This is a genomic window from Macromonas nakdongensis (genome assembly GCF_002837145.1).
Classification (GTDB): domain Bacteria; phylum Pseudomonadota; class Gammaproteobacteria; order Burkholderiales; family Burkholderiaceae_C; genus Macromonas_B; species Macromonas_B nakdongensis.
Window position 1 is genome coordinate 1 of record NZ_NWMV01000016.1, and the last position, 25,703, is coordinate 25,703.

The window sequence follows — 25,703 nt, forward strand, 5'->3', positions numbered from 1 at the left end:
CGCCTGGGCCTTCGACGGCGCCCTGGGCGAGCGCAAGCTGCGCGAGCAGTTGCAGAGCGCCAGCCTGGCCGGCTGGGGCGCGCAGGAACTGCCCGAAGCGCACGCCGCCGCCTCGGCCCTGCTGGACTACGCCGAACACACCCAGGGCCGGGCCCTCGCCCACGTGCGCCACCTGCAGGTGGCGCGGCCGAACGAGGTCATCGACCTGCCCGCCACCACCCGCCGCAACCTGGAGCTGACGCAGAACCTGCGCGGTGAGGCGGCGCCCACGCTGTTTTCCCTGCTCGACACCTGCCAGACCGGCATGGGCAGCCGCGAACTGAAACGCTGGTTGCTGGAGCCGCCACGCCAGCGCGACACGGCCGAACAACGCCTGCAGGCCATCGCGGCGCTGCGCGCCGGTTTGCTGGAGCCCCTGCGCCGTGCCCTCAAGGGCGCCACCGACGTGGAACGCGTCACCGCCCGCACCGCCCTGCGCCAGGTGCGCCCGCGCGAACTGGTGGGCCTGGGCGCCACCTTGCAACAGGCCGCCGAACTCGCCACCGGCCTGCAACAGGCCCTGGGCCAGCACGGCGCGGACTCCGCCCTGCTCGGCCACCTCGTCACCGAGCTGGAACCCCCCGAAGACTGCGCCGTGCTGCTGCACCGCGCCCTGCTGCCCGAGCCGGCCGCGCTGGTGCGCGACGGCGGCGTCATCGCCCACGGTTTTGACGCCGAACTGGACGAACTGCGCGCCATCCAGACCAATTGCGACGGCTTTCTGCTCGACCTCGAAACGCGCGAACGCGCCCGCACGGGCATTGCCAACCTGCGCGTGCAGTTCAACAAGGTGCACGGCTTCTACATCGAAGTCACGCAGGGCCAGATCGACAAGGTGCCCGACGACTACCGCCGCCGCCAGACGCTGAAGAACGCCGAGCGCTTCATCACCCCCGAACTCAAGGCCTTCGAGGACAAGGCCCTGAGCGCCCAGGAACGCGCCCTGGCGCGCGAAAAATGGCTGTACGAAGGCCTGCTCGACGCCCTGCAGCCCTTCGTCCCGGCCCTGGGCCGCATCGCCCGCGCCTTGGCCGGGCTGGACGCGCTCTGCGCCCTGGCCGAGCGCTCGCTCACGCTGAACTGGACCGCCCCCGAGTTCGTCAAGGAGCCGTGCATCGAAATCCGCGGCGGACGCCACCCGGTGGTGGAGGCGCGCCTGAACGAAACCGGCGGGGGCCACTTCGTCCCCAACGACACGGTGCTGGGCAACAAGGCCCGGCTGCAGGTCATCACCGGCCCCAACATGGGCGGCAAATCGACCTACATGCGCCAGGTGGCCGTCATCGCCCTGCTCGCCAGCCTGGGCAGCTACGTGCCCGCCAGCCGCTGCCGCCTGGGGCCGCTGGACGCCATCCACACCCGCATCGGCGCGGCCGACGACCTGGCCAACGCCCAGTCCACCTTCATGCTGGAGATGACCGAGGCCGCGCAAATTTTGCACAGTGCCACGCCGCACAGCCTGGTGCTGATGGACGAGATCGGCCGCGGCACCTCCACCTTCGACGGGCTGGCCCTGGCCGGCGCCATCGCCACCCACCTACACGACAAGGTCAAGGCCTTCACCCTGTTCGCCACCCACTATTTCGAGCTGACCGAATTCCCGGCCGAGCACCACGCCGCGCTGAACGTGCACGTCAGCGCGGTGGAAAGCCAGGGGCGCGACATCGTGTTCCTGCACCAGATCGAGCCCGGCCCCGCCAGCCGCAGCTACGGCGTGCAGGTGGCGCGCCTGGCCGGCGTGCCCAGCGCCGTGGTGCAGCACGCGCGCCACGCACTGGAAGCTCTGGAAACCCACAGCGCCCACGCACAGGCCCAGGTGGACCTGTTCGCCCCGCCCCCCGCCGCGGCCACGCCCGAGCCGAGCGAAGTGGACCGCGCCCTGGCCCAGATCGACCCCGATGCCCTGAGCCCGCGCGAAGCCCTGGAAGCGTTGTACCGCCTGAAACAACTCCAGGCCCCCGGCAGCGCCTGATCCGGCCCGGCTGCGGTATATTTAATGACCCATCGGTCAATAATGCAAACCGCCACCCCGTCCGCCCCCGCCAAACGCGCCCGCCGCAAAGACGCCCGTCCGGGCGAACTGCTCGACGCCGCACTCGACTTGTTCGTGGAGCACGGCTACGCCGCCACCCGGGTCGAGGCCGTGGCCCAACGCGCCGGCGTGTCCAAAGGCACGCTGTTCCTGTACTTTCCCAGCAAAGAAGACCTGTTCAAGGCCGTGGTGCGGCACCACCTGGCCGGGCGCTTTGCCGAATGGAACGAGGAGTTCGATGCCTTCGAGGGCTCCAGCGCCGACATGGTGCGGTATTGCCTGCTGCAATGGTGGGAGCGCATCGGCGCGACCCGCCTGTCGGGCATCACCAAGCTGGTCATGACCGAGTCGATGCACTTCCCCGAAATCGCCCAGTTCTACGAGGCCGAAGTCATCGCACCGGGCAACGCCCTGCTCAAACGCGTGCTGCAGCGCGGCATCGACCGCGGCGAGTTCCGCGCGCTCGACCTGGACCACGGCCTGTACGGCCTGCTCGCCCCGATGATTTTTCTGGTGCTGTGGAAACACGCCATGGCGCCCTGCCTGCCGCAGAGCCAGGCGATCAATCCGTTCGCCTTCATACAGACCCAGGCCGACGCCCTGCTGCACGGCCTGTTGCAGCGCCCCGCCCCGCCCGGACAGCCCGGCGACACCCACCTTCGGTAAAATGGGCCAGAACCGGCCAATATACCCAATGGAGTATCAAATGAGCACCGCCACCCCCGCCTTCGATTTCGAACAAGCCCGTTTCAACATGATCGAACAGCAGATCCGCCCCTGGGAGGTGCTGGACGCCCGGGTGCTGGAACTCCTGGGCCAGGTCAAGCGCGAGCAGTTCGTCCCGGCGGCCTACCGGGCGCTGGCCCTGGCCGATATGGAAATTCCCCTGAGCACGCCCGCGCGCGACGGCGCCTGCCTGCTGGCCCCCAAGGTCGAGGCCCGCACCCTGCAGGACCTGGCCCTGACCCCGACCGACCGGGTGCTGGAAATCGGGACCGGCTCGGGCCACATGGCCGCCCTGCTGAGCCGGCTCTGTGCCCAGGTGCTCACGGTCGAAATCGACCCGGCCCTGGCCGAACAGGCCCGCGCCCACCTGGCCCAGGCCGGTGTGACCAATGTGGAAGTCAGGACCGCCGACGCCGCCGCCCACCATTTCGCCGCCTGCGCCTCGGGCGCGCCTTACGACGCCATCGTCCTGAGCGGCTCGGTGACCGAAGTGCCGGGCGACCTGCTCGACCTGCTCAAGGTCGGCGGCCGCCTGTTCGCCATCGTCGGCCAGGAACCGGTGATGCGGGCCACCCTGGTGCGCCGCACGGCGCAGGGCAGCTTCCACAGCGAACAGCCCTGGGACACCGTGGCCCCGCGCCTGCAGCACTTCCCGCAGCCCTCCGAATTCCGCTTCTGAACGGGCGCGCCACTGTGATCCAGCACATCCGCCCCGCCCAACTGGCCGACTGGCTCGCCAGCCACAACGCCGGCCCCGATCAGGCCCTGCCCATCGTGCTGGACGTGCGCGAACCGTGGGAACTGCAGACCGCCAGCGTGCGCCCCCAGGGCTTTGAGCTGCTGCACATGCCAATGAGCAGCGTGCCGGCCCGCCTGAACGAACTGCCGCGCGAGCGGCCCATCGCCTGCCTGTGTCACCACGGCGGCCGCAGCGCCCAGGTCGCGTTCTTTCTGAAAAACCAGGGCTACGACGCGGTCGTCAACATCAACGGCGGTATCCACCTGTGGTCTGCCGAGGTGGACCCGACCGTGCCCCGCTACTGAGCACGCCACCCTTCCACCCCACCGCCTGAAAGGCCCGGCCGCCATGACATCCCTCCGCGATCGACATTTCCCCCCTGTGTTGACCCGCACGCAGCCGGTGCGCCGCCCCCTGGCGGTGGTGGCGGGCCTGGCTTGGTGCCTGGGCAGCGCGGGCGCGCAGGCCCAGAACCTGCAGACCCTCTACGAAGCGGCCCGGGGCTTTGACGCGACCTACCTCTCAGCCCTGTCGCAATTCCAGGCCAGCCAGGCCCGCGCGGCGCAGGCGCTGGCCGGCGTCCGGCCCAACGTCGGCTTGTCGGCCGGGGTCAACTGGACCCACACCGACAGCAGCCTGCCCGGCCAGGACCGCAGCACCAACGGCCAAAGCGCCGCCGTGTCGGCCAGCCAGCCGCTGTACCGCCCGGCCAACCGCCTGACCGTGGAGCAGGCCGACCAATCGCTGCTGGCCGCACAGGCCCAGTTGCGCAGCGCCGAGCAGGAACTGATCGTGCGCACCGCGCAGGCCTACTTCGACGTGCTCGCCGCGCAGGACAGCCTGACCTTTGTGCAGGCCCAGAAAACCGCGGTGGCCGAGCAGCTGGCCGCGGCCAAGCGCAATTTCGAGGTCGGCACCGCCACCATCACCGACACGCGCGAAGCCCAGGCCCGCTTCGACCTGGTCACGGCCCAGGAAATCGCCGCCGACAACGACCTGCGGGTGAAGAAACTGGCGCTGGACCAGCTGGTCGGCCGCTCCGGCACGGCCCCCTGGAAGCTGGCCAGCGCGGCGCGCCTGCCCGAACTCGCTCCGGCCGACGTGAACCAGTGGGTGGGCCGGGCCGAAGCCGAACACCCGCTGGTGCAGCAGGCCAGCGCCGGCCTGACCGTCGCCGAGCTGGAAACCCGCAAGGCCCAAGCCGCCCGGCTCCCGACCCTGGACGCCACCGCCCAGTACCAGGTCGGCCGGGGTCCGACCACCGGCGTGCCCTACAGCTACGTGCGCAGCCACAACGCCACCGTGGGCCTGCAGTTCAACCTGCCGCTGTACACCGGGGGCGCGGTACAGAACCGCATCGCCGAGACGCTGGCACTGGAAAACAAGGCCCGCACCGACCTGGACGCCGCCCGCCGCGGTACCGCCCAGGCCACGCGCACCGCCTACTTCGGCGTGGTGTCTGGCCAGGGCCAGGTCAAGGCCCTGGAAGCGGCCGAAGCCTCCAGCCAGAGTGCGCTCGAGGCCAACCAGCTGGGCTACCAGGTGGGGGTGCGCATCAACATCGACGTGCTCAACGCCCAGAGCCAGCTGTTCCAGACCAAGGCCAGCCTGGCCAAAGCGCGTTACGACGTGCTGGTGGGGGGCCTGCGCCTGCGCCAGGCCAGCGGCGTGCTCCAGACGGAGGACCTGGGTCCGGTCAACGCCCTGCTGGCGCCTTGAACCAGACCGACACGGCCTGGGCGTAACGCCCGGCCGCGCCCGCACCGCTGTCGACCAGGGTGCGGCAGGCGCCTTCGGCACGGCCGCGCGCCGCGCCGTCCGCCACCCAGTCCTGCAGTTGCCGCAAGGCCTGCCCCAGGTCGGGCACCCGTACGGCCGCGCCCACGTCCACCGCGGCCGCCGCGGCCTCGGCAAAGTTGAAGGTGTGCGGCCCCATCACCAGGGGGCATTCGCAGGCGGCGGCCTCGATCAGGTTCTGCCCACCCAGCGGCAAAAAGCTGCCGCCCAGCAAAGCCATCTGGGCCAGACCGTAGTACAGGGGCATCTCTCCCATGGAGTCGCCCAGCCACACGTCGGCGTTCAGCGCCTCGGGCGGCAATGCCGCCGCGGTGGGCGGCAACTGGCTGCGGCGCCACACCCGCCAGCCCTGGGCTTGCAGCAGACCCGCGACCTCGTCAAAACGCTGCGGGTGCCGCGGCACCACCACCCACAAGGGGCGCACCCCCGCCGGCCAGGGCGCTTGGTGCAAGGCCTCCAGCCAGGCGCTTTCCTCGCCTTCGCGGGCGCTGGCCCACAGGACGATGGGTCGCTCGGCGGCCAGCTGCTGGCGCCAGGCCCGCCCGCGCGCCCAGGGGTCGGGGTGCCAGGGCACGTCGAACTTGAGGTTGCCGTACACCCCTCGCACCGGCGCCCCCAGGTCGCGCAGGCGCGCTGCGTCGTCCTCGGACTGGGCGTAGACCGCCGTCAAGCCGCGGTAGGCGGGGCCCGACAGGGCGGCCAGTCGCTGTGCCCGGGTGTGCGAGCGCGCGTTCAGTCGGGCGTTCACCAGCAGCAGCGGCACACCGGCACGCCGACAGCCCCGCACCAGGTTGGGCCAGACCTCGGTCTCCATCAACACGCCGACGGTGGGACGGAAATGGTCTAGAAAGCGGGCGACGGCCCCGGGCAGGTCCCAGGGCAACCAGGCTTGGACATCGCCCGGGCGCAGCAGCTTGGCGCCTTCGGCCCGGCCGGTGGCGGTGCTGTGGGTCAGCAGCAGGCGCAGGCCCGGCGAGCGCTGCCGCAACGGCTCGATCAGCAGGGCCGCGGCGCGCGTTTCGCCCAGGGACACGGCATGCACCCACAACCAGCCGCCGGCCGATGTGGCGGGCTCGGTGTAACGGCCCCAGCGTTCGGCCACCCGGTGCAGGTAGCCGGGTTCGTGCGCGCCCCGCCGCCGCAGTTTGCGGCGCAGCGCCGGCTGCAAGCCCCACACAGCGACGCTGTACAGCGCCAGGGCCACGGTCTCCAGCACCGACACCGTTCAGGCAGCGGCGAAGAGCCGCTCGTACACCCGGCCGATGCCCGCGGCCTCCTGCGCCAGCGAGAAGTGCGCCACGACGCGCTCGCGCGCCGCTTCGCCCATGCGCCGGGCCGCTTCGGGGTCGCGCATCACGCGCTGCACCGCCTCGGCCAGGCCGGCGGCGTCGCCGGTGTCCACCAAGTCGCCGTTCTCGCCCGGGCGCACCAGCTCTTCAAACGCCCCGGTGCGGGAACAGACCACGGCACAGCCGGTGGCCGCGGCCTCGAACGGGGTCAGGCCAAAGGGTTCGTAGCGCGGGCACGCCACGCACAGCAGGCAGCGCTGGTACCAGCGGTGCACCTCGCCGGCCGGCACCTCGCCCAGGAAGACGATGCGCTCGCTCAGGCCCGCGGCCGCGATCTTGTCTTTCAAGGCCTGCTGGTAGGCCTGGTGCTTGGGCTGGGCCAGGCCAGCGATCACCGCCGTGGCGTCGGGCAGGTGCGGCAGGGCAGCGATCATCGCGTCCACGAACACGTCGGTGCCTTTGTCGTCGCGCACCCGGCCGAACACGCCAATGCCGTATTTGCCGGGCAGGCCGCTGTCGGCCCAGGCCTGCAGCTTGTCGGGCGGCGGCGAAAAGCGCGACAGGTCGATGCCGTGCGGCACCACCGCGGTGGTGTTGGGCACGCAACTGGCGGCCTTGGGCGTGGTCGAAATCACCGCATCCATGCGGCTGATGAGCCAGCGCGGGAACCAGCCGTGGCGGTGTTGCGCCGCCGAGGTGAACATCAACTTGATCGGCAGCCGCAGCACGTCGCGCGCCCACAGACCGGCCATCATCTCGTGGTCGCGGCGCACGTGCCAGATACGGAACGGCCGCCCGGCGGCCGGCTGGCGCGAGAGGCGGATCGCCTCTTTCAGGCGCATGCCGGGCACACCGTTGGACAGCGGCGTGCCGCAATATGCCAGCCGCCACTGCCCCAGTTGCAGCGGCACCAGGGCGTTGACGGTCGCCGACACCCCGGTGTAGCGGTGCTTCAGGTTGAAAACGATGACTTCGGGGTCGGCGCTGGGGTGCATGGTAGCGGTGGGTGGGTCAGTGGGCCGAGTGTTCGATGCGCGCGTCCGGCTTGGCGGCCAGCAGCACGGCCATCATGGTGGCGCGGATGCGCTCCAGCGCCTCGGGCGTCTGGCCTTCAAAGCGCAGCACCAGCACCGGCGTGGTGTTGGAAGCGCGGATCAGGCCGAAACCATCCGCCCAGTCAACGCGCAGGCCGTCGATGGTGTTGACCTGGGCGGCCTCGTCGAAGCGGGCCTGGGTCTGCATCTGCGCCACCAATTGGTGCGGCTCGCCGTCGGCGCAGGGCACGTTCAACTCGGGGGTGCTGTGGCTGGTGGGCAGGGCTTCCAGCACGGCGGCCGGGTCGGGGTGGCGCGCCAGGATTTCCAACAGGCGGGCACCGGCGTAGGTCCCATCGTCGAAGCCGAACCAGCGCTCCTTGAAGAAAATATGGCCGCTCATCTCGCCGCCCAGGGGCGAATCGACCTCTTTCATCTTGGCCTTGATCAGCGAATGCCCGGTCTTGAACATCAGCGGCTCGCCTCCGGCGGCGCGGATGGCCGGCGCCAGGCGCTGGCTGCACTTCACATCGAACACGATGGTGCCACCGGGTACGCGGCTGAGCACGTCCTGCGCGAACAGCAGCATCTGCCGGTCGGGGAAGATGTTTTCGCCACGCGGGGTGACGATGCCCAGACGGTCGCCGTCGCCGTCGAAGGCCAGGCCCAGGTCGGCCCCGGTGCGGGCCAGGGCGGCGATCAGGTCGCGCAGGTTTTCCGGCTTGGACGGGTCCGGGTGGTGGTTCGGGAAGTTGCCGTCCACCTCGCTGAACAACTCAGTGACCTCGCAGCCCAAGGCGCGGAACAAGGCCGGCGCCGAGGCCCCGGCCACGCCGTTGCCGCAATCGACCACGATCTTCAGCGGGCGTGCCAATTTCACGTCGGACACGATGCGTTCGCGGTACGCGGGCCCCACATCCTGGGTGCTGACGGCACCACCGGCCCGCACCACCCCGTCGTCGGCCAGCATGGACTGGCGCAGCGCCTGGATCTCGTCGCCGTAGATGGCACGACCGGCCAGCACCATCTTGAAACCGTTGTGGTGCTTGGGGTTGTGGCTGCCCGTCACCTGGATGCCGCTGCGGCACAGCGTGTGCGCCGCGAAATACAACATCGGCGTTGTGACCATGCCCACGTCGATCACTTGCACACCAGCGTCCACCAGACCTTGGATCAAGGCCGCGGCCAGCACCGGGCTGCTCAGGCGGCCATCGCGGCCCACGGCCACGGTGCTTTCGCCCAGGGCCAGGGCGCGGGCGCCGAAGGCCCGGCCCAGGGCATGGGCAAAGTCCGGGTTGAGCGCGTCGGGCACCACCCCACGGATGTCGTAGGCCTTGAAGGCGGAAGGGGGAAAGGCGGCAATGGCAAAGGTCATGGCAAATCGAAGAGAGTGTGTGACAAGCCCCGATTGTAGAAACTGCCACACCGACCACGGCACGCGGCCTAGAATCTCTTTTTGCCTGGAGCCCGGCCATGTCGCATCCACCCCCCGCCCTGCACGCCCTGCGCTGGCACAGCCCAGTGGGCGAATTGCTGCTCGCGGCCAGTGACACGGCCCTGTGCGGCCTGTGGTTCGCCGACCAGCACCGCATTCCCGCCTGGGCACAGGCTGCTGCGCCCCAGGCCGACCACCCCCTGCTGCGCGAAACCGTGGCCCAGTTGCAGGACTACTTTGCCGGTGGCCGCCAACGCTTTGACCTGCCCCTGGACACCGGCCACGGCACGCCCTTCCAGCAGGCCGTGTGGGCCACGCTGGCACACATCCCCTACGGGCAGACACGCAGCTACCGCGACATCGCCCAACACATCCAGCGCCCGGCGGCCACGCGCGCCGTGGGCGGGGCGGTGGGCCGCAACCCACTGGGCATCGTGCTGCCCTGCCACCGGGTGCTGGGCGCGGGCGGCGCGCTCACGGGCTACACCGGCGGACTGGAGCGCAAGGTGGCCTTGCTGCGCCTGGAAGGCCTGTGAGCCCCGCCCTGCCCCGTTCCACCGCCGCCGAATTCATCGCACTGGCGGCGCTGTGGGGTTCGTCGTTTCTGTTCATGCGCCAGGTGGCCCTGGAACTGGGTCCCTGGGCCACCGCCGGCGCGCGCGTGGCCATCGCCAGTCTGGCCCTGGCGCCGGTGCTGTGGTTCAGTGGCCAATGGCCGGCTTTCAAAACCCACGCCGGTCGCATCCTGTTCGTGGGCGTGCTCAACTCCGGCCTGCCGTTCGCGTTGTACGCCTATGCGCTGCTGTCCATCAGCACCGGTCTGTCGGCCATCCTGAACGCCACCGCGCCGCTGTTTGGCGCCCTGGTGGCCTGGGGGTGGCTGGGCGAGCGCCCGGGGCGCTGGCGCGCCCTGGGGCTGGCCCTGGGCTTTGTCGGGGTGGCCTTGTTGTCGTGGGACAAGGCCAGCTTCAAGCCCGGCGGCACGGGCTGGGCGGTGCTGGCCTGCCTGGGCGCCACCCTGTGCTACGGCCTGGCCGCCAGTTTCACCAAGAAATACCTGACCGGGGTGCCCCCGATGGCCACGGCCACCGGCAGCCAGTTCGGCGCCACCCTGGCCCTGACCGCGCCCACCCTGTGGCACTGGCCGGCACAGGCCCCCAGCGCCACGACCTGGGGTGCCATGCTGGCCGCGGGCGTGCTGTGCACCGCACTGGCCTACCTGCTGTTTTTTCGCCTGATCGCCAGCGCCGGGCCCAGCAAGACGCTGACCGTGACCTTCCTGATCCCGGTGTTCGCGCTGGGCTACGGCGCTTGGCTGCTGCAGGAGGCCATCAGCGCGGTCATGGTGCTGGGCGGTGCCGTGATTTTGTGCGGGGTGGCCTTGGCCACGGGCTTGGTCGCCCCCCGAACACCGGCGCCGGCACAGACCGCACCGAACTGAGCGACGGCACCGCACGCAGCGGGCCGCCTGTGCCCAGCGCGGTCAGTCCCCGTCCACCGGGCTGCCGCCCTGGACCGATTCCTTGAGCTTGGGGCTGGCGTGAAAGGTGACGACACGCCGCGCCTCGATCGCCACCGGCTCGCCGGTGCGCGGGTTGCGTCCCGGGCGCGGCGCCTTGGTGCGGATCTGGAAGTTGCCGAAACCGGAAATCTTCACATCCTCACCGCTCACCAGGCTGTCACCGACCAGGTCGAAGAAGGCATCGACCATGTCTTTGGACTCGCGCTTGTTCAGGCCGATCTGCTCGTACAGCAGTTCGGCCAGTTGGGCCTTGGTCAGGGCCGACGCGTCGGCATCGGGCGTGTCGGCGTCGGGGGGCGTTGGCAGGGCGGCCATGGTCGTGCTCCTTCGCAAGCGGTCAACGCAAACGCGCCTGGACGCGCTCGGCCAGTGTGGCGAGCACCGCCTTGACGGTGCCGTCGATCTCTTCGTCGGTCAGGGTGGCGTCCTCGCGCTCCAGCGTCAGGCGCACGGCCAGGCTTTTCTCGTCGGGGGCCAGGCCACCGCCGTGTTCGGCGCCCTTCTTGGGCCGGTAGACGTCGAACAGCACCGCCTGCTTGAGCCAGCCCTGGGTCGGGGCGGCGTGCACCGCCGCCATCAAGGCGGCGTGGCCCACGCCTTCCTTCACCACCACGGCGATGTCGCGTTCCACCGGCTGGTGACGCGCCACGGCACGGGCCACGGCGACCTCGCGCGCCAGCACCGCCGGCAGCTCGAGTTCGAACATCACCGGGGCTTGCAGCCAGCCTTCGGCCTGGCGCCAGCGCGGGTGCAGTTCGCCCACAAAGCCGATGGCCACGCCGTCCAGGCAGACGCGGGCGCAACGTCCCGGGTGCATGGCCGGGTGTTCGGCCGCTTCAAAGGTCGGCACGCGCGGGGCCAGCAAGGCCTCCACATCGCCTTTCACGTCGAAAAAATCGACCGCTCGCGCCGCGTGGCCCCACTGCTGCGTGGCCTCGTCGCCGAAGGCCAAGCCCGCCACCCGCATCGGTTGGTCGAAGCCGGCCACGGTGGTGTCGCTGTCAGTCACCGAGGCGTCTTTGCGGAACACCCGACCCAGTTCGAACACGCGCACGCGCGCGGCCTTGCGATCGGTGTTGAACTTGAGCACGTTCAGCAGACTGCCCAGCAGCGAGGAGCGCATCACGCTCAACTGGCTGGCGATGGGGTTGAGCAGCTGGATCGGGTCGGCGTTGCCGGCGTAATCGCGCTCCCAGCGCGCCTCCACGAAGCTGTAGTTGATGGTTTCCTGGTAGCCCAGTTGCGCCAACTGGCGGCGCAGCTGGAAGGGCCCACGGCGGTTTTCCGGGCGGATCTTGGCCGTCACCGGCGCCAGCGGCGGGGTGTGCGGCAGCTGCTCGTAGCCGATCACGCGCGCCACTTCCTCGATCAGGTCTTCCTCGATCTGCAGGTCGAAGCGGAAGGACGGCGGGGTCACCGTCACGCCGCCATCGCCTTCGGTCACCGGCAGGCTCAGGCTGCGCAGCGCGTCGGCACATTGCTGCTGCGTCAGCGGCATGCCGATCACCTTGTTGGCGCGCGCCACGCGCAGCGTCACCGGCTGGGCTTGCGGCAGGTTCACGGTCTGGTCGTTCACCGGGCCGGCCTCACCACCGCAAATGTCCAGGATCAGCTGGGTGATGCGCTCGACGTGCTCCACCGTCTGCTGCGGGTCCACGCCGCGCTCGAAGCGGTGGCCGGCGTCGGTGCTGAAGTTGTAGCGGCGCGAACGGCCGGCGATGGCTTTGGGCCACCAGAACGCGGCTTCCACGAACACGTTACGGGTGTCGTCGCCCACGGCGGTGGCGTCACCGCCCATGATGCCGGCCAGCGATTCCACCGCCTGCTCGTCGGCGATCACGCCCACGGTCTCGTCCACCGCCACGGTGTTGCCGTTGAGCAGCTTCAAAGTTTCACCGGCCTTGCCCCAACGCACCTGCAAGCCGCCGTGGATCTTGTCCAGGTCGAAAATGTGCGACGGACGGCCCAGCTCGAACATCACGTAGTTGGAAATGTCCACCAGCGCCGACACGCTGCGCTGGCCGCAACGGGCCAGGCGGTCCACCATCCAGGGCGGCGTGGCGGCTTGCGGGTTGATGCCGCGCACAATGCGACCGGTGAAGCGGCCGCACAAGTCGGGCGCATGCACCTGCACCGGCAACACATCGGCGTGCTGCACGGGCACAGCCTGGAAGGTGGGCGCGTTCAGCGGGGCGCCGGTCAGCGCGGCCACCTCACGGGCAATGCCGTAGACGCTCAGGCAGTGCGCCAGGTTGGGTGTGAGCTTCAGGGTGAACAGCTGGTCGTCCAGCTTCAAATACTCGCGGACCGACTGGCCCACCGGGGCGTCCAGCGGCAACTCGAGCAGGCCCGCGTTCTCTTCCGACAGTTTCAGTTCGCGCGCGGAGCACAGCATGCCGAAGCTTTCCACCCCGCGCAGCTTGCCCTTGCCGATCTTGAAAGGCTTGCCATCCTCGCCCGGCGGCAGCTCGGCGCCCACCAGCGCACACGGCACCTTGATGCCCACGCGCGCATTGGGCGCACCGCAGACGATCTGCAGCAGCTCGCCGGTGCCGGCGTCCACCTGGCACACGCGCAGGCGATCGGCGTTGGGGTGCTGCTCGGCCGCCACGATGGCGCCCACCACGATCTGGGTGAAAGGCGGCGCTACGGGCACGCACTCCTCCACCTCCAGACCGGCCATGGTCAGGGTGTCGGCCAGCTGCTGGCTGGTCAGGGACGGGTTGCAGAATTCGCGCAGCCAGGACTCGGGGAATTGCATGTTCTCTACTCTCGAATTGCGGGGCGCGGGTCAGCGGAATTGGCTCAGGAAACGGACATCGCCGTCGAAGAACAGGCGCAGGTCGTTCACGCCGTAGCGCAACATGGTCAGGCGGTCCGGGCCCATGCCGAAGGCAAAACCGATGTATTTCTCGGGGTCCAGCCCCATGTTGCGCACCACGTTCGGGTGCACCTGGCCGCTACCGGCCACCTCCAGCCAACGGCCCGCCAACGGGCCTGTCTGGAACTGGATGTCGATCTCGGCGCTGGGCTCGGTGAAGGGGAAGAAGCTCGGGCGGAAACGCAGCACCAAGTCATCCGACTCGAAGAAGGTGCGGCAGAAATCGGTGAACACGAACTTCAAGTCCTTGAAGCTCACGTTCTCGCCGATCCACAGGCCTTCGCACTGGTGGAACATGGGCGAGTGGGTGGCGTCGCTGTCCACCCGGTAGGTGCGGCCTGGCGCGATCACGCGGATCTCGGCCATGTCACCGCTGAACAGCGTATCCGCCGGGGCGCCGGCCAAGGCCTTGGCGCGCTTGACGTGCTGCACCGCGTGGCGGATCTGCATCGGGCTGGTGTGCGTGCGCAGCAGGTTCGGCGCCTTGTCGCTGCCGCCTTCCACGTAGAAGGTGTCGTGCATGGACCGCGCCGGGTGGTCTTCGGGCGTGTTCAGCGCGGTGAAGTTGAACCAGTCGGACTCGATTTCGGGGCCGTCGGCCACCTCGAAGCCCATGGAACCGAAGATCGCCTCGATGCGCTCCAGCGTCAGGCTCACCGGGTGCAGACCGCCGGTGCCGCGCTGGCGGCCGGGCAAAGTCACGTCCAGCGCCTCGGCCTGCAGCTGGCGCTGCAATTCGGCTTCGGCCAGGGCGGTGCGGCATTCGTTCAATGCCGCCTCGATCGCCTGCTTGGCCACGTTGATGGCGGCGCCCCGGGTCTTCTTCTCTTCCACGCTCAGGCTGGCCATGCCCTTCATCAGCTCGGTCATGCGGCCGCTCTTGCCCAGGTACTGGGCTTTGGCGTTTTCCAGGTCGGCGGGGGTGGCGGCCTGCGCGAACAGCTCGCGCGCCGACTGCACCAGGGAATCGAGGTCGTTCATCTCAACGGTCCACTGCGGGCCCTGCAAGGGCGTGATCCAAATGAAAAAGGGCCAGTGCCGTACAGCGCTGGCCCTTCAAACCGGGTATTTTCGCTCAGAAAAACCCGAGGTCCATCAAGCGGCCAGCTTGGCCTTGACCTGAGCGACGATGGCGCCGAAGGCGGCCTTGTCGTTCACAGCCAGATCGGCCAGCATCTTGCGGTCGATCTCGATGGCGGCCTTCTTCAGACCGTTGGCGAACTGGCTGTAGGTCAGGCCCAATTCGCGCGCACCGGCGTTGATACGGGCGATCCACAGCTGGCGGAACACACGCTTCTTCGCACGGCGGTCGCGGTAGGCGTACTGACCGGCCTTCATCACCGCCTGTTTGGCGATGCGGTAGACGTTGCCGCGGCGGCCGCGGAAACCTTTGGCCAGGGCCAGGACTTTCTTGTGACGGGCACGTGCGGTGACACCACGTTTGACGCGAGGCATAAGCTACTCCTTGTTCGTCGTTGAATTACAGGCCGGCCTTGGGCAGCATCTGTGCCATGTGACCCATGTTGGTCTCATGCACATTCACCGCACCGCGCAGGTGGCGCTTGTTCTTGGTGGTCTTCTTGGTCAGGATGTGACGCTTGAAGGCTTGACCGCGCTTGACGGTGCCACCCGGACGAACGCGAAAACGCTTTTTCGCACTGCTCTTGGTCTTCATCTTGGGCATTTCAATGCTCCTTATGGTTTGTGCTCGTGAGGCGCCGCGAACCTGATCGCGGTCTTGTTGGCCCCGAGCCACTTGGTGTGGTGCGCAGAAAACCGCGCACCGTGCGGCGTCCAAAAACGCCGCACGGACCTGGCAGGCGACCCACCCACCAGGCCCGTGTTCGGTGTGGCGGCTTACGCCGCCGTTTCGACCGTTGCGTCCGCCGGCTTGGCAGCGCCACCGGCCTTCTTGCGGCCGGGGGCGATCATCATGATCATCTGACGGCCTTCGAGCTTGGGGAACTGCTCCACCACGATCAAATCCGCCAACTCGTCGCGGATGCGGTTCAGCAGCGCCAGACCCAACTCCTGGTGGGTGATTTCCCGGCCGCGGAAACGCAAGGTGATCTTGCACTTGTCGCCGTCGTCCAGGAAGCGCTTGATGTTGCGCATCTTGATGTTGTAGTCACCATCGTCGGTACCGGGGCGGAACTTGATTTCCTTGACCTCGATGACCTTCTGCTTGGCTTTCGCTTCCGCGGCCTTTTTCTGCTCGGCGTACTTGAACTTGCCGTAGTCGATCAGGCGGCACACCGGCGGCTTGGCCATCGCGGCGATCTCCACCAGGTCCACGTCCAGTTCACCCGCCATGCGCAGCGCCTCTTGCAGGCTGACTACGCCGATGGCCTCGCCTTCGGGGCCGGTGAGGCGGACCTCGGGGGCCATGATTTCGCGGTTCAGGCGGTGGGCGCGTTCCTCGCGCTGACGACGGTCACGGAAGTTGGGAGCGGTAGCGATGGTGAAATCCTTTGTTCAATGGGCTGCAGGGCCTTTTCAGGCCTTGGCGGCGATGTCGCCACGGATGCGGCTGGCAAACGCCTCGAGCGACAACACCCCCAGGTCCTGGTTGCCGCGCGCACGCACCGCAACCGCCCCGGCGGCCTTCTCTTTGTCACCCACCACGAGGATGTAAGGCAGCTTCTGCAGCGAAAACTCTCGGATTTTATACGTGATTTTTTCGTTGCGCAAATCGAGCGCCACCCTAAGACCTTGATTTTCCAGCGTTTTGGCAATTTCGCGACAGTAATCGGCCTGCGCGTCGGTGATATTGAGGATCGCCACCTGCACCGGCGCCAGCCAAGTGGGCAGCGCACCGGCGTGTTGTTCCACCAAAATGCCGATGAAACGCTCCAGGCTGCCGACGATGGCACGGTGCAGAATCACCGGGCGCTGACGGCTGCCGTCCTCGGCCACGTACTCCGCGTCCAGGCGCTCGCTCAGGTTGAAGTCCACCTGGATGGTGCCGCACTGCCACTCGCGGCCGATCGCATCCTTCAGGGTGTATTCGATCTTGGGGCCGTAGAAGGCGCCATCGCCCTCGGAGATGACGAACTCGCAGCCGCTGTGGCGCAGGCTGTCCATCAGCGCTTTTTCGGCCTTGTCCCACAGCTCGTCGGAGCCGATGCGCGCGGCCGGGCGGGTCGATACCTTGTACAGGATGTTGGTGAAGCCGAAGTCGGCGTAGACCTGCTTGAGCACCTTCGTGAAGGTGTCGCACTCGGCCAGGATCTGGTCTTCGGTGCAGAAAATGTGGCCGTCGTCCTGGGTGAAGCCACGCACGCGCATGATGCCGTGCAAGCCACCCGAGGGCTCGTTGCGGTGGCACTGGCCAAATTCACCGTAGCGCAGCGGCAGGTCGCGGTAGCTCTTGATGCCCTGCTTGAAGATCAGGATGTGGCCGGGACAGTTCATCGGCTTGAGCGCGTAGTCGCGCTTTTCCGATTCGGTGGTGAACATGTTGTCGCGGTATTTGTCCCAGTGGCCGGTTTTTTCCCACAGGGCTTTTTCCAGGATCTGCGGACCCTTGACCTCCAGGTAGCCGTTCTGGCGGTAGACGCGGCGCATGTACTGCTCCACCTCCTGCCACAGCGTCCAGCCCTTGGGGTGCCAGAACACCAGGCCGGGCGCGTGCTCGTCGATGTGGAACAGGTCCAACTCGCGGCCCAGCTTGCGGTGGTCGCGCTTTTCGGCCTCTTCCAGCATGGTCAGGTATTGCTGCAATTCGTCTTTGGTGGCCCAGGCGGTGCCGTAGACGCGCTGCAGCATCTCGTTGCGGTGGTCGCCGCGCCAGTAGGCGCCGGCCACCTTCATCAGCTTGAAGTGCTTGAGCTTGCCGGTGCTGGGCACGTGAGGGCCGCGGCACAGGTCCTCGAACGCGCCTTCGCGGTACAGGCTCACGTCCTCGTTGCTCGGGATGCTGGCGATGATTTCGGCCTTGTAGTGCTCGCCCAGGCCTTTGAAATAAGCCACCGCTTCGTCGCGCGGCAGCACACGGCGCACCACCGGCTCGTCCTTCGCGGCCAGCTCGGCCATTTTCTTTTCGATCGCAGCCAGGTCGTCGGGCGTGAACGGGCGCTTGTACGAGAAGTCGTAATAGAAGCCGTTGTCGATCACCGGGCCGATGGTCACCTGCGCTTCGGGGAACAGGGCTTTCACCGCGTAGGCCAGCAGGTGGGCGGTGGAGTGGCGGATCACGTCCAGGCCGTCGGCGTCCTTGGCCGTGACGATGGCCAGGGCGGCGTCTTGCTCGATGCGGAAGGAGGTGTCAACCACTTGGCCATCCACCTTGCCTGCCAGCGCGGCCTTGGCCAAACCGGTGCCGATGGACGCGGCCACCTCGGCCACGGTGACGGGGCCGGGGAACTGGCGTTGCGAACCGTCGGGAAGCGTGATGTTCAACATGAGAGATGTCCAGACAACAAAAACGCGGCTCGGGGCCGCGCTGGGAAGAAGAACAAAGTGCAGGCGCGAACTGCCGCCCATCAATGGGCAGTGAACAACTCCTGTGTAGTTCGCGGTGTCATAACCGGGGCGCCTTTCTCGTTCTTGCTGAATGCGTTCAATCGTGCATTTTCCCACAGTTCGCCGCGCCCATGCCAGCGCAGCCCCTTTCGGCCATCGGGGGCGGCTGTGGCGGCGGCGGGGTTTCTGGACGTTGTCAAGATTTCCCGGGCTGCACCGGGAAAATTCCCCATGTGTCTTGACTCCACTTTGGCACCGACTTCATGGCCCCGGGCGCTCGGTCAGGGCCAGTCGAAGACCAAACAAGACGAACATCACCCCCGCGACTTTGTCGAGCCCATGCATGCCGCGCTGAACGAAATCGTGACGCGCCATCCACGCAGCCAGCAGGGCCCACCCGGCGCTGACGGGAATGCTGTTCAGGTTGAAAAGCAAGCCCAGCAGCAAGAACGCCTGCGTCTTGTCGGCCACATCGGGCGCGATGAACTGGGGCAGAAAGGCCAGAAAAAACAGCGCCACCTTGGGGTTGAGCACATTGGTCAAAAAGCCACCCCAAAAGACTTTGTGCAGCCCCGTGCTCGGCAACCCACTCGCCAGCGCCCGCAGGTCATTCGAGGCCGTCGGGGCGCGCGCCACCAACATGCGCACGCCGGTCCACAGCAGGTAGGCCGCGCCCAGCCACTTGAGCACCGTGAAGGCGGTGGCCGACGCCGCCAGCAAGGCCCCCATGCCCAGGGCCGCCGCGAACACATGGACAAAGCATCCACCCGTGATGCCCAACCCGGCCACCATGCCGGCACGCCAGCCGCCGCGAAGCGCGTGCGTGACGATGTAAAGCACGTCAGGCCCTGGCGCCAAATTCAGCAACCAACCCGCGGCGATGAACACAAGCAGGTGGGGCGTGTCGGGCATGGGAGGCTTTTAAAGATTTGAAAAAAAGGGCCACCCCGCAGGGTGGCCCGTCTGTCTCCGCCTCCCCGCAAGGGGCTGGGAGATCAGTGGAACTGCTCTTCTTCGGTGGAACCGGTCAGGGCCTTCACGGAGGAAGAACCGCCCTGGATCACGGTGGTCACGTCGTCGAAGTAACCGGTGCCCACTTCTTGCTGGTGCGACACGAAGGTGTAGCCTTGTTCGCGGGCGGCGAACTCGGGCTCTTGCACCATGTTGACGTAGTGCTTCATGCCTTCGCCGCGGGCGTAAGCGTGGGCGAACTTGAAGGTGTTGTACCAGTTGACGTGGATGCCGGCCAGGGTGATGAACTGGTACTTGTAGCCCAGCGCGCTCAGCTCTTCCTGGAAGGAAGCGATCTGGCTGTCGTTCAAGTTCTTCTTCCAGTTGAACGACGGCGAGCAGTTGTACGACAGCAGCTTGCCCGGGCAGGCGGCCAGCACGGCTTGGGCGAATTCGCGGGCGAAGCCGATGTCAGGCACGCCGGTTTCGCACCACACCAGGTCAGCGTACGGAGCGTAAGCCACGCCACGGCTGATCGACTGCTCCAGACCGTTCTTCACGCGGAAGAAGCCTTCCTGGGTGCGCTCGCCGGTCAGGAAGGGCTTGTCGTTCTCGTCGTAGTCGCTGGTGATCAGGTTGGCGGCTTCGGCGTCGGTACGGGCCAGGATGAGGGTGGGCACACCCATCACGTCAGCAGCGAAACGGGCGGAGATCAGCTTTTCGACGGCTTCGCGGGTGGGGACCAGCACCTTGCCGCCCATGTGGCCGCACTTCTTGGCAGCGGCCAGCTGGTCTTCGAAGTGCACGCCAGCAGCGCCGGAGGCGATCATGTTCTTCATCAGTTCGAAGGCGTTCAGCACGCCGCCGAAACCGGCTTCCGCGTCGGCCACGATGGGCAGGAAGTAGTCGATGAAGCCTTCGTCACCGGGGTTGATGCCACGGCTCCACTGGATTTCGTCGGCGCGCTTGAAGGTGTTGTTGATGCGACGGACCATGGTCGGCACCGAGTCGTAGGCGTACAGCGACTGGTCCGGGTACATGGTTTCAGAGGTGTTGCCGTCGGCGGCGACTTGCCAGCCCGACAGGTACACGGCTTCCAGGCCGGCCTTGGCCTGCTGCATGGCTTGACCGGCGGTGATGGCGCCGAAAGCGTTGACGTAGCCTTTCTTGGCGCCGCCGTTCACTTTGTCCCACAGGACCTGGGCACCGCGCTGGGCCAGGGTGTACTCGGGCTGCAGGCTGCCACGCAGACGCACCACGTCAGCGGCGGAGTAACCGCGCTTGACGTTTTTCCAACGCGGGTTGTTGGCCCAGTCTTTTTCCAGCGCTTCGATCTGCTGCTGGCGGCTCAGTTGTTGGGTGATGGAAGAAGGCATGAAACACTCCTGTGGGTTGAGACGGATCGGATGGCAGAGGGAACTTGTCAGGGCATGCAAGACCGGTGCCGCGGGATCCAGTGTAAGTCTTCTATAAGACCTTGATTCAATCTTATGTCTTATAGAAGACTTTTTAAAATTTGTTCAAAAACAAAGTGTTATGAACACAGTTTCTCAATACGGGATTTATTTTTCCATACTGGGAAAAATTTTTGCGCCGCAACATTTTTATATTTCACATTGTGAATTCGAATGTTGGCATGGAGAAAATTCAGGGCAGGTTCGCACCCGCACGGGCCCGCCTGCCCCAAAACGAACCGGGTGACCGCACTGGCCGTGGGCATTCAGGCGCACCACAGCCCGGTGGGCTGGGTGATGCCCATCCACAGCGCCCAGCCCGAGGTCAGCACCAGGGCCAACCCGGCCAGGCGCATGCCCCAGCCGCCGGAACGCGCCGCCTGCAGGCGCAGCAGCAACCACGGCGCGGCCACCAGGGACACCATGGTGCCGGTGGCGAATGCCGCCATCACCGCCGCGCCTTGCCAGGCGCTGGCCGACAGGGAGGCCACCAGCAGCGCCGAATACAGCAGCCCGCAAGGCATGAGCGCCCAGCCCACGCCCAGCACCACTGGGGCCTTGCCGCCCATGGCCACCATGGCCGGACGCACCTTGCGCCAAATGCCCTGGGCCCAGCCGTCGATGAAGGCCGGCTGCCGCGCCTGCCAGAGCAACGCCAACCCGAGCAGCAAGGCGGCCACGTGCATCAGGGTCCAGAGTGGGCGGATCACCGCGGTCTGCTGCCCCATCCACGCCAGACCTTGGACAGTGCCCCCCGCCAGCGCCCCCATGAGGCTGTAGCCCAGCAGGCGACTCAACTGGAATTTCCACAGGGCCTGGGTGCTGCGGGGCGCAGCGCTGCGGGCGATGCCGGCGCAGGCCGCGCCGCACATGGCGACACAGTGCGGGCCGCCGACCAGCCCCATCACCAGGGCCGAAAGGGTCAGGGAAGCTGACATGCCGCGACTGTAGCAGCGCCGTCGCGCAGGTGCTCAGATGATCTTTGAAAACCGGGCGCGGTCCTGGTCGACCTGCAGGTACTTGTCGAACACCATGGCGATGGCGCGCACCAGGTACCAGCCGGCGGCGGTGACTTCAATGGCGCTGTCGCTGACCTGCACCAGGCCCATGTCCACCATGTCCTGCAAGCGCTCCAGCTCGCGCGCGAAGTAAGCACGAAAATCGACCAGGTGCGCCAGCCCGACCGATTCGAAATCGACCCGCCCCTGGCACATCAGCGCCATGATGACGCTGCGGCGCAGCACGTCGTCGCGCCCCAGGGCCAGGCCGCGGACGATGGGCAAGCGGCCCTGGTCCAACGCGTCGTAGTACTCCTCCAGCGTCTTGGCGTTCTGGCTGTAGGTGGCGCCGATGCGGCCGATGGCGGACACGCCCAGCGCGATCAGGTCGCAGTCGGGTTGCGTGCTGTAACCCTGGAAGTTGCGGTGCAGGCGCCCCTGGCGCTTGGCCACGGCCAGGGCGTCGTTGGGCAGGGCGAAGTGGTCCATGCCCACGTAGACGTAACCGGCTTCGCTGAACATGTCGAGCGAAATCGACAGCATGCCCAGCTTGTCGGCCGGGCTGGGCAACTCGGCCGCGATGATGCGGCGCTGAGGCTTGAAGCGGGCCGGCAGGTGGGCGTAGGCATACAGGGCGATGCGGTCGGGGCGCAACTGCTGCACCTGCTCCAGGGTGCGCCGGAACGATTCGAGCGTCTGCTGCGGCAGGCCGTAGATCAGGTCGACGTTGACCGATTCGAAACCGATGCGCCGCGCCGCGGCCACCAGGTCAAACACCTGCTCGGCCGGCTGCACCCGGTGCACCGCCTTCTGCACGGTCGGGTCAAAATCCTGCACGCCAAAGCTCAGGCGGTTGAAGCCCAGCCGGTGCAGGTGTTCCAGCCGCGCCACCGTGACGGTGCGGGGGTCGACCTCGACCGAATATTCGCCGCCGGGCACCAGGGTGAACTGGCGCCGGATCATCGCCACCAGATCGTCCAGCTCCGTGTCGCTCAGGAAGGTCGGGGTGCCGCCGCCCAGGTGCATCTGCGAGACGTGGTGACCGCGCCCGAAATGCTCGACCTGCAATTCCAGTTCGCGCGACAGGTAGCGCAGGTACTCCGCCGCCTTGCTGTGGTGCTTGGTGATGACCTTGTTGCAGGCGCAGTAGTAGCACAGCGATTCGCAGAACGGGATGTGCACATAGACCGACAGCGGCAGGGCCAAGGAACCGACGCGGCGCTGCTCCAGGGCCTGGATGTAGTCCTTCTCGGTGAACGCTTCGACGAAACGGTCGGCCGTGGGGTAGGAGGTGTAACGCGGGCCCGGCACGTCGAAACGTTTGAGCAGGCCTTCGTCGATGACATGGTTCACGGATGCTTCTCCAATCTGGAGGCTAATGTGCCGCAAAGCCCCGGGCCGGCCATTGACGTGAGTCAAACAAAGCCACCGGCGTGTCGTCAACGGGGGTTATCATTCGGCGCATCTGGGGTTGCGCACCGATCAGGTGATTGACGAATGGATTTACAGAGCATCAAAGTCGCGTGTTCGAGCTGCAATCTGCGCGAACTCTGCCTGCCCGTCGGACTGAGCACCGACGAGATGGCCAAGCTCGACCATGTGATTTCCACGCGCCGACGGGTGAAACGGGGCAGCTCGCTGTTCAACGCGGGCGACCCGTTCACCTCGCTGTACGCGGTGCGCTCGGGCTTCTTCAAGACCAGCGTCACCACCGCCGACGGCCGCGACCAGGTCACGGGCTTTCAGATGACCGGGGAAATCATCGGCATGGACGGCATCGTGCAGGACAAGCACTCCTGCGCCGCCATCGCGCTGGAAGACGCCGAGGTCTGCGTGCTGCCCTTCGACAAGCTGGAGCAGCTCTCGCGCGAATTCAGCGCCTTGCAGCACCACGTGCACAAGATCATGAGCCGCGAGATCGTGCGCGACCACGGCGTCATGCTGTTGCTGGGCAGCATGCGTGCCGAAGAACGGCTGGCGGCTTTTTTGCTCAACCTGGTGCAACGCCTGCACGCCCGCGGTTTCTCGCAATCGGAACTGATCCTGCGCATGACCCGGGAAGAGATCGGCAGCTACCTGGGCATGAAGCTGGAGACGGTCAGCCGCACGTTTTCCAAGTTCATGGACGACGGCATCATCGACGTGAAGCAGCGCTACGTCCACATCAAGGACACGAAGGCGCTGGCCGCCATCGTCAACCAGCCGGCCGACTGATCAGCAGCCGCCGCCCGAACACCCCTTGCGGGCGCAGTCGTCCTGCAGCCTGGCGCAATCGGCCGGGCGCTGGTCCGGCGGCACGGGGCAGCGGTTGACCTCGAAGGGCGAGAGCGACAGCAGGGTGGTCAGGGCACTGGATGCCACGGCCGCGGCCCAGAAGAAAAAGAAAGCCACGGTGTAGATGGCCTGGCGCGACAGTTCCAGGGGATGGCCTTGCCAATGCAACTCGCCGGGATCGACCAGGGCGAACACCACCATCTCCATCACGCCGGCCACCAGAAAGGCCGGCCAGACGATCCACATCCAGCGTTGTCCCAGCATCTGCGTCTCCTGAAGGGTGGTGCGTTGATCAGTCTTTGGGCAAAGTCGGGCTGACCACGTGGTTGCGGGCCTGGCCGGCCGGCATCACGCTGAGTTCGGCCGAGGTGCGTTCGGACGGAGCGAGCTTGTCCAGGGCGGCCGGAGCGACCCGCACCGCCTGGGGCGAACGGTCCAGCACCGGATCGGCGTGGGTGACCGCCAGGTAGACGGTGACCGCGGAGGCCGCGATCACGGCCAATGGCCCACCCAGCACCAGCCACACATACGGTTCCTGGTACCAGCGCTTGGCGGACCCCTTCGGGGGGGTGGCGGGAGAGGCGAACAAGGTGGTCATGGTCGGGCCTGGGTAGGGGCTCTGGTGCGCGCGGCTCAGCGGGGCACCAGGAACACGGATTTCTCGGACACCTGCAGGCGGGCATCGCCCTCGGCCTGCACCTCGAAATGGATGGGGTGGGAGCCGGGTTCGGCCGCGCCCGGCGGAATCTGCAGGCGCACCGCCAGGGAGCGCACCTCGGTCGGCAGCACGGCCACACTGGCCTCGGAGGCCACGGCGATGCCGGGCAGCCCGCTGGCGCTGACTCGGAAGGTCTGGGCAGACTCGGTGGCATTCATGACCTGCAAGCGGTACACGTTCTCGATGCGCCCCTGGTCGACCAGGCGGGCCAGGGCACCGCGGTCGCGGATCACATCCACCTTGAGCGGGGTGCGCAGGAACAGGCTGGCGCCCACGGCCACGGTGATGGCCAACAGAATGCCGCTGTAGACCAGCACACGCGGACGGAAGCCCCGGCGCACCATCTGCGCGGTGGTCCAACCGTTGGCGATGCCGTTCTGGGTCGAATATTTGATGAGGCCACGCGGGTAGCCGACCTTGTCCATGACGTCGTCGCAGACGTCGATGCAGGCCCCGCAACCGATGCACTCGTACTGCAGGCCCTTGCGAATGTCGATGCCCGTGGGACAGACCTGCACACACAAGGTGCAATCGACGCAGGACCCCAGTCCGAGGGCCTTCGGGTCGGCCTTTTTGGAACGGGCACCCCGTGGTTCACCGCGCTGCTCGTCGTAGGTCACGATCATCGTGTCCTTGTCGAACATGGCGCTCTGGAAGCGGGCGTAGGGGCACATGTACTTGCACACCTGCTCGCGCATGAAGCCGGCGTTGCCGTAGGTGGCAAAACCGTAGAAGAACACCCAGAAGGTCTGCCACGGCCCCAGGTCCCAGGCGACGACGGCGGCGCCCAGTGCCTGAATGGAGGTGAAATAGCCGACGAAGGTAAATCCTGTCCACAAGCCGAACGCCACCCAGAGGAAGTGCTTCAGCCACTTCTTGCCGAACTTGTGCAGGGACAGGGGTCCCTGGTCCAGCCGCATGCGCGCGGACCGGTCGCCTTCGACTTGCTTCTCGATCCACAGGTAAATCTCGGTGTACACCGTCTGCGGGCAGGCGTAACCACACCACAGGCGCCCGGCCACCGCCGTGAACAGGAACAGCGCCAGGGCAGAGATGACGAGCAGGCCCGTCAGGTAGATGAAGTCCTGCGGGTACAGAACCAGGTTGAAGATGTAGAAACGCCGCGCCTCCAGGTCGAACAGCACCGCCTGGCGCCCGTTCCACTGCAGCCAGGGCAGGCCGTAAAAGACGATCTGTGTGAGCCACACCAGGGCCCAACGCCACCGGCTGAACAGCCCGGAGACGGAACGCGGGTAGATCTTCTGCCGCGAAGCGTACAGAGAAATCTCGATGTCCTCGTCCGCCGAGGCCGCGCCGGTGGGTGTGGGGCTGGTGCTGCTCACAAAACCT

General features: G+C 67.2%; 25 protein-coding genes. 8 read left to right on the top strand and 17 right to left on the bottom strand.

The features are described from left to right. The 5 genes from mutS to CON77_RS02700 all read left to right on the top strand — a co-directional run. The coding region (mutS, locus tag CON77_RS02680; protein ID WP_101047580.1) for a DNA mismatch repair protein MutS at positions 1-2,011 on the top strand (2,011 nt) is incomplete at its 5' end. 42 nt (positions 2,012-2,053) lie between these two features. Next, positions 2,054-2,737 (top strand): TetR/AcrR family transcriptional regulator, encoded by a 684-nt coding sequence (locus CON77_RS02685; protein WP_101047582.1) that lies wholly within the window; start codon positions 2,054-2,056, stop codon positions 2,735-2,737. Between the two features lie 40 nt (positions 2,738-2,777). Next, the gene (locus tag CON77_RS02690; protein WP_101047584.1) at positions 2,778-3,476 is read left to right on the top strand and encodes a protein-L-isoaspartate O-methyltransferase family protein; all 699 of its coding nucleotides are present in this window, start codon (positions 2,778-2,780) and stop codon (positions 3,474-3,476) included. A 14-nt stretch (positions 3,477-3,490) separates the two neighbouring features. Beyond that, positions 3,491-3,841 (top strand): rhodanese-like domain-containing protein, encoded by a 351-nt coding sequence (locus CON77_RS02695; RefSeq protein WP_101047586.1) that lies wholly within the window; start codon positions 3,491-3,493, stop codon positions 3,839-3,841. Between the two features lie 43 nt (positions 3,842-3,884). Continuing rightward, positions 3,885-5,255, top strand: coding sequence for a TolC family outer membrane protein (locus CON77_RS02700; protein WP_101047588.1), 1,371 nt, complete (start codon positions 3,885-3,887; stop codon positions 5,253-5,255). Here the strand turns inward: CON77_RS02700 and CON77_RS02705 are convergent. The 3 genes from CON77_RS02705 to CON77_RS02715 are packed head-to-tail and all read right to left on the bottom strand — an operon-like array spanning position 5,233 to position 9,031. Continuing rightward, positions 5,233-6,546 (bottom strand): 3-deoxy-D-manno-octulosonic acid transferase, encoded by a 1,314-nt coding sequence (locus CON77_RS02705; protein ID WP_101047639.1) that lies wholly within the window; start codon positions 6,544-6,546, stop codon positions 5,233-5,235. The genes CON77_RS02700 and CON77_RS02705 overlap by 23 nt on opposite strands. A gap of 12 nt (positions 6,547-6,558) precedes the next feature. Continuing rightward, on the bottom strand, positions 6,559-7,617 hold the full coding sequence (locus CON77_RS02710) for a glycosyltransferase family 4 protein (protein WP_101047590.1): 1,059 nt from the start codon (positions 7,615-7,617) through the stop codon (positions 6,559-6,561). A 16-nt stretch (positions 7,618-7,633) separates the two neighbouring features. Beyond that, complete coding sequence (locus CON77_RS02715) at positions 7,634-9,031, bottom strand: phosphomannomutase/phosphoglucomutase (RefSeq protein ID WP_101047592.1); 1,398 nt, start codon at positions 9,029-9,031, stop codon at positions 7,634-7,636. 98 nt (positions 9,032-9,129) lie between these two features. Between CON77_RS02715 and CON77_RS02720 the strand changes: the two genes are divergently transcribed. Together CON77_RS02720 and CON77_RS02725 are read left to right on the top strand one after the other, a co-directional pair. Further along, on the top strand, positions 9,130-9,627 hold the full coding sequence (locus CON77_RS02720; RefSeq protein WP_101047594.1) for a methylated-DNA--[protein]-cysteine S-methyltransferase: 498 nt from the start codon (positions 9,130-9,132) through the stop codon (positions 9,625-9,627). After that, the gene (locus CON77_RS02725) at positions 9,624-10,532 is read left to right on the top strand and encodes a DMT family transporter (protein ID WP_232788377.1); all 909 of its coding nucleotides are present in this window, start codon (positions 9,624-9,626) and stop codon (positions 10,530-10,532) included. Before CON77_RS02720 ends, CON77_RS02725 begins: the two co-directional genes overlap by 4 nt. A gap of 42 nt (positions 10,533-10,574) precedes the next feature. Here CON77_RS02725 and CON77_RS02730 read toward each other — a convergent pair whose 3' ends face one another. The 11 genes from CON77_RS02730 to hemN all read right to left on the bottom strand — a co-directional run bounded on the left by CON77_RS02730 (position 10,575) and on the right by hemN (position 22,714). Beyond that, complete coding sequence (locus tag CON77_RS02730) at positions 10,575-10,928, bottom strand: integration host factor subunit alpha (protein ID WP_101047596.1); 354 nt, start codon at positions 10,926-10,928, stop codon at positions 10,575-10,577. Between the two features lie 22 nt (positions 10,929-10,950). Further along, positions 10,951-13,374 (bottom strand): phenylalanine--tRNA ligase subunit beta, encoded by a 2,424-nt coding sequence (pheT, locus tag CON77_RS02735; protein WP_101047598.1) that lies wholly within the window; start codon positions 13,372-13,374, stop codon positions 10,951-10,953. Positions 13,375-13,404: 30 nt separating this feature from the next. After that, positions 13,405-14,475: a phenylalanine--tRNA ligase subunit alpha gene (gene pheS / locus CON77_RS02740; RefSeq protein ID WP_101047600.1), complete on the bottom strand. Its 1,071-nt coding sequence runs from the start codon at positions 14,473-14,475 to the stop codon at positions 13,405-13,407. 114 nt (positions 14,476-14,589) lie between these two features. Then, complete coding sequence (gene rplT / locus CON77_RS02745) at positions 14,590-14,949, bottom strand: 50S ribosomal protein L20 (RefSeq protein ID WP_101047602.1); 360 nt, start codon at positions 14,947-14,949, stop codon at positions 14,590-14,592. A gap of 25 nt (positions 14,950-14,974) precedes the next feature. Next, positions 14,975-15,178 (bottom strand): 50S ribosomal protein L35, encoded by a 204-nt coding sequence (gene rpmI / locus CON77_RS02750; protein ID WP_087278704.1) that lies wholly within the window; start codon positions 15,176-15,178, stop codon positions 14,975-14,977. A 173-nt stretch (positions 15,179-15,351) separates the two neighbouring features. Further along, positions 15,352-15,954, bottom strand: a complete 603-nt coding sequence (infC, locus tag CON77_RS02755) for a translation initiation factor IF-3 (RefSeq protein ID WP_101047604.1) — start codon at positions 15,952-15,954, stop codon at positions 15,352-15,354. Positions 15,955-15,990: 36 nt separating this feature from the next. Next, positions 15,991-17,898, bottom strand: a complete 1,908-nt coding sequence (gene thrS, locus CON77_RS02760; RefSeq protein WP_101047606.1) for a threonine--tRNA ligase — start codon at positions 17,896-17,898, stop codon at positions 15,991-15,993. 321 nt (positions 17,899-18,219) lie between these two features. Further along, positions 18,220-18,870, bottom strand: coding sequence for a LysE family translocator (locus CON77_RS02765; RefSeq protein WP_101047608.1), 651 nt, complete (start codon positions 18,868-18,870; stop codon positions 18,220-18,222). Between the two features lie 83 nt (positions 18,871-18,953). Continuing rightward, positions 18,954-20,285, bottom strand: a complete 1,332-nt coding sequence (gene aceA, locus CON77_RS02770; protein WP_101047610.1) for an isocitrate lyase — start codon at positions 20,283-20,285, stop codon at positions 18,954-18,956. A 344-nt stretch (positions 20,286-20,629) separates the two neighbouring features. Next, the gene (locus tag CON77_RS02775; RefSeq protein ID WP_101047612.1) at positions 20,630-21,301 is read right to left on the bottom strand and encodes a sulfite exporter TauE/SafE family protein; all 672 of its coding nucleotides are present in this window, start codon (positions 21,299-21,301) and stop codon (positions 20,630-20,632) included. A gap of 33 nt (positions 21,302-21,334) precedes the next feature. Beyond that, complete coding sequence (gene hemN / locus CON77_RS02780) at positions 21,335-22,714, bottom strand: oxygen-independent coproporphyrinogen III oxidase (protein ID WP_101047614.1); 1,380 nt, start codon at positions 22,712-22,714, stop codon at positions 21,335-21,337. A gap of 144 nt (positions 22,715-22,858) precedes the next feature. Here hemN and fnr point away from each other — a divergent pair, with 144 nt between their 5' ends. Next, complete coding sequence (gene fnr / locus CON77_RS02785) at positions 22,859-23,575, top strand: fumarate/nitrate reduction transcriptional regulator Fnr (protein WP_101047616.1); 717 nt, start codon at positions 22,859-22,861, stop codon at positions 23,573-23,575. On the opposite strand, the gene CON77_RS02790 is transcribed toward fnr, so the two are convergent. From CON77_RS02790 to ccoG, 3 genes are read right to left on the bottom strand one after another with little or no spacing between them, the layout of a single operon-like run. Then, entirely contained in the window at positions 23,576-23,899 is a 324-nt protein-coding gene (locus tag CON77_RS02790; protein WP_101047618.1) for a hypothetical protein, read from the bottom strand. A gap of 28 nt (positions 23,900-23,927) precedes the next feature. Next, positions 23,928-24,233 carry a hypothetical protein gene (locus CON77_RS02795; protein ID WP_232788379.1) on the bottom strand — a complete coding sequence of 102 codons (306 nt, stop codon included), beginning with the start codon at positions 24,231-24,233 and terminating at the stop codon, positions 23,928-23,930. Positions 24,234-24,268: 35 nt separating this feature from the next. Continuing rightward, entirely contained in the window at positions 24,269-25,696 is a 1,428-nt protein-coding gene (gene ccoG, locus CON77_RS02800; RefSeq protein WP_232788380.1) for a cytochrome c oxidase accessory protein CcoG, read from the bottom strand. Positions 25,697-25,703 lie beyond the last annotated feature (7 nt).

What these genes read in the sequence shown, in the direction of transcription:
- CON77_RS02720 (WP_101047594.1), top strand. Translation starts at nt 9,130, where the DNA reads ATGTCGCATCCACCCCCCGCCCTGCACGCCCTGCGCTGGCACAGCCCA.
- CON77_RS02730 (WP_101047596.1), bottom strand. Translation starts at nt 10,928, where the DNA reads ATGGCCGCCCTGCCAACGCCCCCCGACGCCGACACGCCCGATGCCGAC.
- CON77_RS02690 (WP_101047584.1), top strand. Translation starts at nt 2,778, where the DNA reads ATGAGCACCGCCACCCCCGCCTTCGATTTCGAACAAGCCCGTTTCAAC.
- CON77_RS02790 (WP_101047618.1), bottom strand. Translation starts at nt 23,899, where the DNA reads ATGCTGGGACAACGCTGGATGTGGATCGTCTGGCCGGCCTTTCTGGTG.
- fnr (WP_101047616.1), top strand. Translation starts at nt 22,859, where the DNA reads ATGGATTTACAGAGCATCAAAGTCGCGTGTTCGAGCTGCAATCTGCGC.
- CON77_RS02685 (WP_101047582.1), top strand. Translation starts at nt 2,054, where the DNA reads ATGCAAACCGCCACCCCGTCCGCCCCCGCCAAACGCGCCCGCCGCAAA.
- pheT (WP_101047598.1), bottom strand. Translation starts at nt 13,374, where the DNA reads ATGCAATTCCCCGAGTCCTGGCTGCGCGAATTCTGCAACCCGTCCCTG.
- CON77_RS02765 (WP_101047608.1), bottom strand. Translation starts at nt 18,870, where the DNA reads ATGCCCGACACGCCCCACCTGCTTGTGTTCATCGCCGCGGGTTGGTTG.
- CON77_RS02715 (WP_101047592.1), bottom strand. Translation starts at nt 9,031, where the DNA reads ATGACCTTTGCCATTGCCGCCTTTCCCCCTTCCGCCTTCAAGGCCTAC.
- CON77_RS02795 (WP_232788379.1), bottom strand. Translation starts at nt 24,233, where the DNA reads ATGACCACCTTGTTCGCCTCTCCCGCCACCCCCCCGAAGGGGTCCGCC.
- pheS (WP_101047600.1), bottom strand. Translation starts at nt 14,475, where the DNA reads ATGAACGACCTCGATTCCCTGGTGCAGTCGGCGCGCGAGCTGTTCGCG.
- aceA (WP_101047610.1), bottom strand. Translation starts at nt 20,285, where the DNA reads ATGCCTTCTTCCATCACCCAACAACTGAGCCGCCAGCAGCAGATCGAA.
- CON77_RS02710 (WP_101047590.1), bottom strand. Translation starts at nt 7,617, where the DNA reads ATGCACCCCAGCGCCGACCCCGAAGTCATCGTTTTCAACCTGAAGCAC.
- CON77_RS02775 (WP_101047612.1), bottom strand. Translation starts at nt 21,301, where the DNA reads ATGTCAGCTTCCCTGACCCTTTCGGCCCTGGTGATGGGGCTGGTCGGC.
- CON77_RS02700 (WP_101047588.1), top strand. Translation starts at nt 3,885, where the DNA reads ATGACATCCCTCCGCGATCGACATTTCCCCCCTGTGTTGACCCGCACG.
- rplT (WP_101047602.1), bottom strand. Translation starts at nt 14,949, where the DNA reads ATGCCTCGCGTCAAACGTGGTGTCACCGCACGTGCCCGTCACAAGAAA.
- thrS (WP_101047606.1), bottom strand. Translation starts at nt 17,898, where the DNA reads ATGTTGAACATCACGCTTCCCGACGGTTCGCAACGCCAGTTCCCCGGC.
- rpmI (WP_087278704.1), bottom strand. Translation starts at nt 15,178, where the DNA reads ATGCCCAAGATGAAGACCAAGAGCAGTGCGAAAAAGCGTTTTCGCGTT.